Genomic DNA, 11589 nt, shown 5'->3' with positions numbered 1-11589 from the left:
CGCGGTCGATCAGGCAGGCCCAGTGCGACGACTTGCCGACGTCCAGGCCGAGCACGGCCGCGGGTCTGGTGGATGGCGCTTTCACGGTGGTATCCTTCCGGTAGTCGTTCGACCGGATGGCCTCCCCCTCGGCACTCACATTACCAGCCGCGGCGCCTGCCCGGCACTTTCCTATCAGCCGTCGGGGGCGGCGCGTCCCGCGCCGGCAGCACCCAACAGGCCCTCTCGGGGGCAGGGACGTTCGGCCGTGCGCGGGCGCCCGGTCGGCGGCCCGTTCTGGGCGCGCCTCAATCGTAGCCCGAGACGGTCCCGGGCTGACAATTTCGACTGTAATGGACGTTCTTAAATGACTAGTCAAACAAGAACGTCCCCAACGACTATCCCGGCAATTAGCCCAAGGAGTGTCCCCAAGTGCCGGCACATAAGGAACGTCCCTAAGTGCCGCTCGAACATAGAGCCGTTACGCGGTTTGGTAAAACCGCGTAACGGCTAGTTTGGTACCTTGACATTCATTTCTCATGCTCCTAGATTGGTTAGGCACAAAACAATTCCACTACCTAACTAAAGAAAGGAGCAACACTAATTCATGTGCAATGAACCTCTTAACCTTTGTTCGCATGAGCCCGGCGGCGACCCGTCACAGCCGGCGGATGCACCCGAAGCGGTTAGCTCAGAAGACAAGCTTGCCAAGCGCATCCTCAATGGCCTGGGCTTTTGCGGCCATTACATGCATTTTCATGGCGGAGGCGTGTCCGGCAAGGCGCCCATCATCTGCCTGCTGGCCAAGCAACCCGGCGGCGAGATGTCGCAGCAGGAACTCGGCATGCACTTTGACCTCAAGCCGGGGTCGCTTTCCGAGATCCTGTCCAAGCTCGAGCTCAACGGCCTCATCGAGCGCAGCCGTAACCCCAAGGATCGACGGCAGCTCACCATTCGCCTGACCGAAACCGGCCGGGAAAACGCCCGCATCGACCAGGCAGCCCGCATTCGCTTTAGAGAGCAGGCCTTTGGTGCCCTCACCCACGATGAGCGCGAGCAGCTCGCCGAAATGCTCGAGAAAATCCGTGTAACCTGGGAGGAACTGGATGATTAAAACCCTCATGGGCAGCATCCGCGACTATATGAAAGTCACTGTTGCCACGCCATTGCTCGTGCTTGGCGAGGTACTCTGCGAGATGCTGATTCCATTTATCACCGCCAACCTGATCGACGCCATCAAAGACGGCGCCACCGTAGCCGAGATGCTTCCCACCGCGGGCTTTTTGGTGCTCATCGCGCTGACGTCGCTTGCTTTTGGTGCCGCCGCCGGCGTCACCTGCAGCCATGCGAGCTGCGGCTTCGCCAAGAACCTGCGTCATGACCTGTTCTACAAGATCCAGACGTTCAGCTTTGCCAACATCGATGAGTTCTCGAGCTCCTCGCTCGTCACGCGCCTGACCACCGATATCAACAACGTGCAGCAGGCCTTTATGATGATCATCCGTATCGCCGTGCGCGCGCCGCTGGTATTGATCTTCGCCTTTACCATGGCATTTATCATGGGCGGCAGCGTCGCTATGGTCTACCTGGTCATCATTCCGCTGCTGGGCTTTGGACTGTTCTTTATCATCTTTAAGGTGCGTCCCATCTTCTCGCGCGTGTTCCACAAGTACGACGCCCTTAACGAGTCCGTCGAGGAAAACGTCACCGGCATGCGCGTGGTCAAGAGCTATGTGCGCGAAGACTTTGAGAAGGAGAAGTTCGCGACCGCTGCGCGCGACGTCCAGATGGACTTCACCCGCGCCGAGAAGCTGCTTGCCTTTAACAACCCCATGATGAACATCTGCGTCAACGGCGCGTTTGTCGTCATCATCTACCTGGGCTCCAAGCTCATCATCACGAGCCAGGGCACCCTGTTCGACGTGGGCCAGCTCTCCTCGATCTTTACCTATGGCTTCCAGATCCTTATGAGCCTGATGCAGCTGTCGATGATCTTTGTCATGGTGACCATGGCCGACGAATCGGCGCACCGCATCACCGAGGTGCTAGCCGCCGAGCCCACGATCGCCGATCCCGCCGAGCCCGTGCTCGAGGTTGCCGACGGTTCCATCGACTTTGACCACGTGAGCTTTAAGTATTCCGCGCATGCGAAGCGCCAGGCGCTCGACGATATCGACCTGCACATTAAGAGCGGCGAGACCATCGGCATCATCGGCGGCACCGGCTCGGCCAAGTCCACGCTCGTAAACCTCATCGCCCGCCTGTACGACACCACCGAGGGTACCGTGCGCGTGGGCGGCGTGGATGTACGCGACTACGACTTGGACGCCCTGCGCCACCAGGTGGCCATGGTGCTGCAGAAAAACGTGCTGTTTAGCGGCACGATTGCCGAGAACCTGCGTTGGGGCGACCCGAACGCCACCGACGAAGAGGTCCGCGAGGCCGCGCATCTGGCCTGCGCCGACGAGTTTGTCGACGGCTTCCCCAAGGGCTATGACACCTGGATCGAACAGGGCGGCTCCAATGTTTCCGGCGGTCAGAAGCAGCGCCTGTGCATTGCGCGTGCCCTGCTGCGTCGCCCCAAGATCTTGATCCTGGACGACTCCACGAGCGCCGTCGACACCAAGACCGACGCCAAGATTCGCGCAGGGCTGGCAAGCTATCTGCCCAACACGACCAAGCTCATCATCGCCCAGCGCATTAGCTCCGTGCAGGATGCAGACCGCATCATCGTCATGGAGGGCGGCCGCATCGCGCAGATCGGTAACCACGACGAGCTGCTCAAGACGAGCGAGATCTACCGCGAGACCTTTACCTCGCAAAACAAGATGTCTGCCGAAGGCGAAGAGGCCGTCGAGGCCGACACCGAGGCATCCGCAACACAAGCTCAGACCCAGGAAGGAGGCGAGGCACATGAGTAAGGCAACGACCGCCGAGCGCGCGCTCAACCGCAAGGGTGGCACCATGTCGCGCCTCATCAAGACGCTCTTTGGCTTCTACCCCGTGCTTTTGCCCCTCGTCGTCGTCGGCGTAGTGCTCTGCGCCATCATCAACTCCATCGGCGCGACCTTCCTTCAGAGCGCCCTGCAGATTATTAGCGAATCGTGGCAGTCGGGCGATTGGGAAGCTGCACAGCCCAAGATCGCACAGCTCGTGACCACCCTCGCCTGCATCTACGGCGTCGGCATCCTGTCCTCGCTGTTCTGGAACCGCGCCATGGCCATCGTCACGCAGGGCTCGCTCGAGAAGCTGCGCGAGAAGATGTTCAACCGCATGCAGGACCTGCCGATTCGCTACTTCGACACGCACCAGCGCGGCGACATCATGAGCCACTACACCAACGACATCGACACGCTGCGCCAGATGATCAGCCAGTCGCTGCCCAACCTGCTCATGACGACCATCGTCATCGTCACGGTGTTCTTTATCATGCTGTACTACAGCGTTTGGATGTGCCTGGTCATTGTGGCCGGCGTCGCCTTTATGACCTTTATGACCAAGCTGCTCGGCTCCAACTCCGCGCGCTTCTTCATTGCGCAGCAGACCGAACTCGGCGTGGTCGAGGGCCATATCGAGGAAGTCATGAACGGTCAGAAGGTCGTAAAGGCATTCTGCCACGAGTCTGCCGCCGAGGCCGATTTTGACGAGCGCAACGAAAAGCTCTTCGAGGTCTCGCAAAAGGCCAACATGTACGCCAACATCCTCATGCCCATCCTTATGAACCTGGGCAACCTGCTCTACGTGCTGGTCGCACTGGCAGGCGGCATTTTCCTAGCGCTGGGCGTGCCCAACCTGAGCATCTCGGGCATGGCGCTGTCCATCGCCGTCGTGGTGCCGTTCCTCAACATGACCAAGCAGTTCTGCGGACAGATCGGCCAGATCTCGCAGCAGATCAACGCCGTGGTCATGGGCCTCGCCGGCGCCGACCGTATCTTTGAGCTCATCGACGAGGAGCCCGAAGCCGACGAAGGCTATGTGACGCTCGTCAACGCTCAGGTGAACCCCGGCACCTGGCAGCTCGAGGAGGCCGACCACCACACCGGCATGTGGGCGTGGAAACATCCGCACCGCGCAACCGGCGAGATCGAGTACGTGCCGCTGCGCGGTGACCTGGTCATGGACAACGTCGACTTTGGCTACACGCCCGACCACGAGGTGTTGCACGGCGTGTCCGTGTTTGCCAAGCCGGGCCAGAAGGTCGCGTTTGTCGGCGCCACCGGTGCCGGTAAGACGACCATCACCAACCTCATCAACCGCTTCTACGACATCGCCGACGGCAAGATCCGCTACGACGGCATCAACGTCAACAAGATCCGCAAGGCCGATCTGCGCCGCTCGCTGGGCGTGGTGCTGCAGGACGTAAACCTGTTCACCGGCACCGTGATGGATAACATCCGCTACGGCAATCTGGATGCCACCGACGAGGAGTGCATCGCGGCAGCAAAGCTCGCCGGTGCGGACGACTTTATCACCCGCCTGCCCGACGGCTACGACACGATGCTCACCGGCAACGGCGCCCAGCTGTCGCAGGGCCAGCGCCAGCTGATCTCGATCGCACGCGCCGCCGTCGCCGATCCGCCGGCGATGATCCTGGACGAGGCCACGTCGAGCATCGATACCCGCACCGAGGCCATCGTGCAAGCCGGCATGGACAAGCTCATGGAAGGCCGCACGACGTTTGTCATCGCGCACCGCCTGTCCACCGTGCGCAACTCCGACGCAATCATCTGTCTGGACCACGGCCGCATCATCGAGCGCGGCAACCACGACGAGCTGATCGCCAAGCGCGGATACTACTATCAGCTCTATACCGGAGCGTTTGAGCTGGAGTAGTTCGGCTCGCCGAGATGGCCGATTTGCCGCTCATTCGTCGGGCATGACCCTAAGGTCAATGCCCTCCTCTTTCGGGGCAAATCGACTCATCTCAACGACCCAAACACAATGCACCGCAACGAATAAAGCCTCCGCAGCCACACGAGCTGCGGAGGCTTTATTCATGCCGGCCGGAAACCGTATCCCACTTTTCGGGCCCAGAATGGGATGCCGTTTCCCGCTGGGCCCCCTCCGGGAAACGGCATCCCATTTCAAGGGCATAAACCGGGATGTGGTTTCCCCTAACGGCACCTTTGGGAAACCGCATCCCACTCTAGACGCACAAAACGGGATGAGCTTTCCCATGGTGATCCAAGACCAGAAACATGTTCGATAGCGCGGCCAGGTCAAGAACAACAAGACAAGCGTCACGCCAATTTGGACGAGCGTCTGCTACAGTTTGAGGCTGTTGGCCCATATGGTAGAGTTGACCTCACGTGAATTTCAGCACGCTGGGTGCCACCTGCGCTTTTGCCATTTGAGAGAGTGAACTTGTGAATACTTCTGTCGCCAAGAAGGCCAGCCAGGCGGTGCGCCTGCTCATGATGGTGCTCACGGCAGTTCTCATCTTCTTCTTCATCAATGTTATGCTGCTCGTCTCCGATATCCAGGGCACGGCGCGTGTGGTCAACTACGCCGGTCTGGTGCGCGGTACCACGCAGCGAATCGTTAAGCTCGAGGATGCGGGCCAGCCTCAAGATGACCTGCTCAAAGCCGTGGATTCATACATCAACGGTTTGCGTTACGGAAGTGACGACCTCAACCTCGTCCGTCTCGACGACGATGAGTATCAGGCAAAAATGACCGAGCTTGCAAATTATTTTGATGAGCTTTGCACCGAGATCATCCGCGTGCGCGAAGTCGGCTATGAGAACACCGACATCATCTCCATGAGCGAGGAGTTCTTTGGCATTTGCGACGATGCTACGCGACTCGCAGAGGACTACTCTCAGGAGAAGGCGTCGGCGCTCAACTATCTCGAGGGCTTGGTGATCATCGACATCGTGGGCTTGGTGGCGACCTTTGCGGTTGAACTTGTTCGCGCGGTGCGCACTGCCGCGCTTAATCGCGAGCTGCAGAGCAAAGTCTATCTCGACGAAGCCACGGGACTGCCCAATAAGAACAAGTGCGAGGAGATCTTGGGGCAGGAGCAGCCTGTCTCCGCGGAGGCGCCCGTTGCGGTGTGCGTCTTCGACCTTAACAATCTGCATACGGTCAATAACAACTTCGGCCATGAGAAGGGCGATGAATACATTCGCTCTTTTGCCCAACAACTGGGAAGTGTGGCGTCGGAGACGTGCTTTGTGGGTCGCGACGGCGGCGATGAGTTTATCGCGGTGCTGTGGGATGCCGACCGAGCCGCTGTGGAATCTTGTCTCACTCGGATTCGCGCGAACGTGAACGAGTATTCCGAAGTCCACCCCGATATGCCCATCAGCTACGCGGTGGGGTATGCGCTTTCCAGCGATTTTGACGAGCCGCCTACCATGCGCGAACTCTTTTCCCAGGCCGACAAGAACATGTACGTCGATAAGAACCGCGTAAAGACAGCCGAGGCAGCCGGGCCGCAACGCGAGGACCGCTAAACCCGTAGCAAAGGGTAGCTAATTTGGGACGGGACTCTTTTGGCTACTTGAGGAGTTGGGCCATGGCGTTGACGAATTTTTGGACTTGGAGGGTGGGCTCGAGCGGGTAGTGCAGAAAGACCGGCACCTCTCGCCCGCACAGGAACGGCACGCCCACAAAGGCCGGGTGCACCCCCGACCATGCGCCGCAGGTGAGCACCGCGTCGCCCTTTTCCTCTGCCTCGTTAAAGAGCGCAAAGTCAAAGCTGTCCACGTCGATCACGTCAACGCCGCCGTCGGCCAGAAGGTCGATGCGCAGGCTGTCCATTGCGTCGTTGCCGTGGCGGAGCACGCGCAGGCGCATGCCCTCCAGGTCGGCAACCGTAATGCGTGTCTTGCGCGCCAGCGGGCTCGTGCGTGGCACGTCGATATAAAACGGCACGTTAACGATGCGGAGCTTTTGGCAGGCGTCACCCCAGCGCGGGGTCGAAAAACTCGACTGCACCACATCCACCTCGCGACCGAGGCTGCGCATGACGGTCTCGCGTTCGTCGTAGAGGTCGCTTACCGGCACGATCTCAAATCGCAGCGACGGTTCCAGATCGTGGATGCCCGACCACATCGACAGCGTTTGGCGCCCTGGGCACATCATCGACACGCCCAGGCGCACGGCACCGCCATCGCCCGCCGCGCGTCGGGCACGGCGCAGCGCGTCCTCGGACTGCCGCATGATCGAGCGCGCGTCGTCCACCAGCAGTGCGCCCGCCGGCGTCACCTTGACGCCCGAGTGCGAGCGTTCGAACAGCGTGATGCCGAACTCGGCCTCGAATCCCGACACCTGCTTGACGAGCGCCGGGGTCGACACGCGCAATTTTGCCGCCCCACGCGAGAAGCTTCCCAGCTCCGCGGCGGCCGATATGGCCTCAAGTCGTCGATCGTACACGTCATTCTCCCGTTTTCGCACCCGTGGCCACATGGCGCCACAGGGGGTTATTTTCGCAGGTCACGCGCTCGGTTAAGCATAAACTACATTGCACAGCGTAAACCTACGGTTAACGCCATTCTAACAAATATGCAATTCACCTGCGCAAATGCAAAGCATACGATAACCAGCGAAAACCACGTGGGTCGGTTAATGGGAGCGACCCACCGGGAGGCACAAGAAGGGAAGTTCCTATGAGCAATTGGCTTAAGCTCGAGGGCGATGTCTGCGCCGTGACTGGCGCGCTCGGCGGTATGGGCGCCGAGATCTGCCGCGAGTTCGCCCGCAATGGCGCCAACGTCGTCATGCTCGACCTGGACGAGGAAAAGGTCAAGGCCGCAGCCGCCGACCTCGCCGCCGAGTTTGGCATCCACGCCGAGGGCTACAAGATGAACGCCACCGACGAGGCCGAGGTTCAGGCCGCCGTCGATGCCACCATCGCCGACTTCGGCCGCGTCGACGTTCTCGTCAACACCGCCGGCATCCTGCGCTTCGCAGCCATGGAAGACCTGCCGTTGAGCGACTGGGAGCAGGTGCTCAACGTCAACCTCACCGGTTACTTCATCACCTCGCAGCGCTTTGGTCGCGAGATGATCAAGGCCGGCCAGGGTCGCCTGGTGCACATCTCGACCGTCGCCAGCCACTCCCCCGAGACGTTCTCGGGCGTGTACAGCTCCACCAAGGCCGGCGTGAACATGATGTCCAAGATGCTCGCCGCCGAGTGGGGCCCCTACGGCGTCCGCTCCAACTGCGTCGAACCCTGCTTCGTTAAGACCCCGATGTCGGCCAACTTCTACGCCGACCCCGAGGTCGAAAAGAGCCGCAGCCGTCTGATCGCCACGCGCCGCATCGGCGAGGTCAGCGATATCGCCAACGCCGTCATGTTCCTGGCGTCCACGCGCTCGGACTTCACCACCGGCGACGCCATCAAGGTCGACGGCGGCTTCTCCAACATGATGGGCGACCTCACCGCCAAGCCCGGCGGCCGTCGCGCCTATGCCGACAACTACCTTAAGAACAAGGGTGTCGAGCTCTGGTCCGATGAGTCCGGCGTCGCCAAGCCGACTGACCAGTAAACCAACCTGACAGGGAGGTCCCGCGGACACGCCCGCTCCTCCCCCGTATCGATCAGAAAGAGTCCAATGGCTTCCACCAACTCCAACAAGGGTCGCGCCGTCGTGCTTTCCGCCGCGTGCGTCACCATGTTCTTCATCAGCTCCATCGCGCTGTATTCCGTCGTGAGCAAGAACCTGCTCGCCGTCTACCCCGAGTGGTCGAGCGCCCTTACCTGGGCCTTCCCGGTCTTTCAGACCATCATGGCCGTGACGGGCATCTTCGCCGGCCGCATCTCCGATAAGATCGGCCCGCGCAACGTCGTTATCGCCGCCGCCGTGTGCTACGGCCTGGGCTGGTTCATGTCCGGCACCGTCACCGAGCCGTGGCAGTTCTACCTGTGGTTCTCGCTCGTCGCCGCCATCGGCAACGGCCTGGGCTACAACCCGGCGCTCACCACCGGCCAAAAGTGGTTCATCGACAAGAAGGGCCTCGCCTCCGGCATCACCCTGGCCGCTTCGACCGCCGGCCCCGCTGTACTGTCCCCGGTGCTCGCCTCGCTGCTCATCCCGAGCCTGGGCATCTTTGACGCCCTCAAGGCACTCGGCGTCATCTTCTTTGTGACGATCGCCGCCTCCGCCCTGTTCCTGAAGGCCCCTGAGGCCGGTTGGCTGCCCGAGGGCTTCGAGGCCCCCAAGGGCGGCGCGCATGCCGGCACCTTCGGCGACCTCACCCCGGGCGAGATGGTCAAGACCCCGCGCTTCTGGGTCCTCATCGTCACCTTCGCCTTTGCCGCCACCGCGGGCACCCTGCTCGTGGGCAAGGTTGCCTCCATCGCCGCCGTCCAGCTCTTCGCCGACCCCACGAGCGCCGCGGCCGTCGCCCTCGGCGGCGTGGTCGTCTCCGTCAACACCTGCGCCAACCTGGTCGGCCGTCTGTCCTTTGGCCAGATCATCGACAAGCTCGGCGCCTATAAGTCGCTGCTCATCAGCCTTGTCGTCACCATCGTCGCACTCGTCATCATGTCGATGAGCTTTACGCAGAGCATGTTCTTTGTGGCGCTCGCCCTGCTCGGCTTTAGCTTTGGCGCTCTGCTCGTCATCTACCCGCCGCTCACCGGTGGCGCCTTTGGCACCAGCAACATCGGCGTCAACTACGGCATCATGTTTTTGGGTTATGCCGCTTCCACCTGGATCAGCCAGCCCATCACCGCCGTGCTGTATCACGCCGAGGCCGGCAGCGCCGCCTACCAGCAGTCCTTCTACGGCGCCATTGTGATCGCCGCCATCGCCGTCGTGCTCACCGTCTACATGATGGTCTCCGACAGCAAGAAGAAGTCCGCCTAGTTTTACCGATGCGACAAAGGGACAGCCCCTTTGTCGCATCCCACCGGTCACCAGTATTAAGGAGTCGAAATGTCTGAGCTCAACCCCGTCCGCATTGCCGTTATCGGCGCCGGCGCCATGGGCCGCAACCACATCCGCTTTGTCACCGAGGAACCCGAGGCCGAACTCGTCGCCATCGCCGACGCCTTTGAGGGCGCTCGCGCCACGGCCGAGGCCGCCGGCGTGCCGTTTTACACCGATCCCGCCCAGATGATGGACGAGGTCAAACCCGAGGCCGTCATTATCGCCACCCCCAACGACTTGCACCTGGGCGTTGCCCGCGAGGCTGTGAAGCGCAATATCGTGCCGTTGATCGAAAAGCCGATCTCCAACGATCTCGAGGATGCCCAGGCCTTCGCCGCCGAGGCCGAGACCGCCGGCGTGCCCGTGCTCGTAGGTCAGCACCGTCGCCACAACCCCTTCGTCAACAAGGCCAAGGAGATCATCGAGTCCGGCGAGCTGGGCAAGCTCACCGTGTCGAGCTTCCACTACATGATCTATAAGAACGACGAGTATTTCGATGTCGAGTGGCGCCGCAAGAAGGGTGCCGGCCCGATCCTGGTCAACCTGGTGCACGACGTCGACCTGCTCCGTTACCTGCTGGGCGAGCCCGTTGCCGTCCAGGGCATGCAGTCCAGCGCCGCCCGCGGTTTTGAGACCGAGGACTCCGCCGTGGTCAACGTCCGTTTTGCCGATGGCGCGCTTGCGAGCATGACCATCTCCGACGCCACCGCCAGCCCCTGGAACTGGGAGGCTACCGCTCGCGAGGACCCGCAGTATCGTCCCTTCGACGCCGACGCCTACTTTATCGGCGGCACTAAGGGCGCCCTTTCGCTGCCCCGCCTGCGCCAGTTCTCCTACGACGGCGCCTCCAACTGGCACAAGCCGCTGCAGATGGAGATCCCGGCTGTGGACCCGGCGCTGCCGCACAAGATGCAGCTCAAGCACTTTGTGAAGGTCGTCCGCCGCGAGGTCGAGCCCGTCGTGACCCCCGCCGACAACGTTAAGACGCTCACGCTTCTCAACGCCATCAAGGAGGCCGCCGAGACCGGCCAGCTCGTTGAGCTGTAATGCCTTAAGAGCGACCGCGGCAGAAGCCCCATGCCGGGTCCCTTCGGTCCGCCACCAATAAGCCCCTCTTCTTTGCTCCGCGAGCAGCCTCCTGCCCGCGGAGCATTTTGCTACCTTGCCGACGATTTTTCTGAGGCGAGGGGCTATTTTGCACCTCGGCCTAATTCGTTCGCCACGAAATGGGCCTATCTACTACGTTTAACCGACAACCCTCAACCATACCGAATTTTGCGAAATAAAAACCGACGCTCCTATAAGTTGTCAATAGGCAGTTTGCGGGAGCGCTCCCTTCAATTCGCACAGGAGCTCGTAATACCTCCTCTCCAGTTTCGTCGACCGCCGTCTCCCATGTTCCAGGTGACCGAGTGAGGCCGCGGACATGCCGAGCCCCGCGGCGGCCTGCTTCTGGGTCACCCGCATCGCCTTGCGCATCTTCGCGAGCTCGGGGCCTTCCGGCGCGGCGCCGTCGGGGTTCGGGTCCATGAGCACGCGGTACACCTCCCGCGCTATGTAGCGCTTCAGGCAGCGGATCGCCTCCCTCCGGGACTTCCCCTCGGAGGTTCGCTTCGCCACGTACCTCTTCGTCCTCTCGTCGTATGCCATGCGCTTGATCGCGATCTCGTAGAGCGCCCAGTTCGCCTGCCGGTTGCCGCCGCGGTTGAGCCTGTGCCGCTCCGTCTTC

Annotated in this window: 8 protein-coding genes and 1 pseudogene; 7 read left to right on the top strand and 2 right to left on the bottom strand. The window is 61.4% G+C overall.

Translation table 11 applies throughout. The annotated features are described in order from the left end of the window. Positions 1-586: 586 nt before the first annotated feature. From HMPREF9463_RS09360 to HMPREF9463_RS09340, 4 genes are all read left to right on the top strand, one after another. Positions 587-1093, top strand: a complete 507-nt coding sequence (locus tag HMPREF9463_RS09360) for a MarR family winged helix-turn-helix transcriptional regulator (RefSeq protein ID WP_035138772.1) — start codon at positions 587-589, stop codon at positions 1091-1093. After that, the gene (locus HMPREF9463_RS09355; protein ID WP_035138771.1) at positions 1086-2900 is read left to right on the top strand and encodes an ABC transporter ATP-binding protein; all 1815 of its coding nucleotides are present in this window, start codon (positions 1086-1088) and stop codon (positions 2898-2900) included. The genes HMPREF9463_RS09360 and HMPREF9463_RS09355 overlap by 8 nt, the downstream gene beginning before the upstream one ends. Further along, the gene (locus tag HMPREF9463_RS09350) at positions 2893-4812 is read left to right on the top strand and encodes an ABC transporter ATP-binding protein (protein WP_035138770.1); all 1920 of its coding nucleotides are present in this window, start codon (positions 2893-2895) and stop codon (positions 4810-4812) included. Before HMPREF9463_RS09355 ends, HMPREF9463_RS09350 begins: the two co-directional genes overlap by 8 nt. Positions 4813-5345: 533 nt before the next feature. After that, positions 5346-6437, top strand: a complete 1092-nt coding sequence (locus HMPREF9463_RS09340) for a GGDEF domain-containing protein (protein WP_052044217.1) — start codon at positions 5346-5348, stop codon at positions 6435-6437. A gap of 43 nt (positions 6438-6480) precedes the next feature. On the opposite strand, the gene HMPREF9463_RS09335 is transcribed toward HMPREF9463_RS09340, so the two are convergent. Continuing rightward, positions 6481-7359: a LysR family transcriptional regulator gene (locus HMPREF9463_RS09335; RefSeq protein WP_035138768.1), complete on the bottom strand. Its 879-nt coding sequence runs from the start codon at positions 7357-7359 to the stop codon at positions 6481-6483. A 233-nt stretch (positions 7360-7592) separates the two neighbouring features. Between HMPREF9463_RS09335 and HMPREF9463_RS09330 the strand changes: the two genes are divergently transcribed. From HMPREF9463_RS09330 to HMPREF9463_RS09320, 3 genes are all read left to right on the top strand, one after another. Beyond that, the gene (locus tag HMPREF9463_RS09330) at positions 7593-8474 is read left to right on the top strand and encodes an SDR family NAD(P)-dependent oxidoreductase (RefSeq protein WP_035138767.1); all 882 of its coding nucleotides are present in this window, start codon (positions 7593-7595) and stop codon (positions 8472-8474) included. 66 nt (positions 8475-8540) lie between these two features. Continuing rightward, complete coding sequence (locus HMPREF9463_RS09325) at positions 8541-9797, top strand: MFS transporter (protein ID WP_035138766.1); 1257 nt, start codon at positions 8541-8543, stop codon at positions 9795-9797. Between the two features lie 69 nt (positions 9798-9866). Continuing rightward, the gene (locus HMPREF9463_RS09320; RefSeq protein WP_035138765.1) at positions 9867-10907 is read left to right on the top strand and encodes a Gfo/Idh/MocA family protein; all 1041 of its coding nucleotides are present in this window, start codon (positions 9867-9869) and stop codon (positions 10905-10907) included. Between the two features lie 483 nt (positions 10908-11390). On the opposite strand, the pseudogene HMPREF9463_RS11440 reads toward HMPREF9463_RS09320, so the two are convergent. Continuing rightward, positions 11391-11589: pseudogene (locus tag HMPREF9463_RS11440) on the bottom strand (transposase); the annotation flags it as partial.

It is taken from the genome of Collinsella sp. 4_8_47FAA, assembly GCF_000763055.1.
Taxonomy (GTDB): domain Bacteria; phylum Actinomycetota; class Coriobacteriia; order Coriobacteriales; family Coriobacteriaceae; genus Collinsella.
Note: the sequence above shows the minus strand (reverse complement) of the source record. Positions and strands in the feature narration are given on the sequence as shown.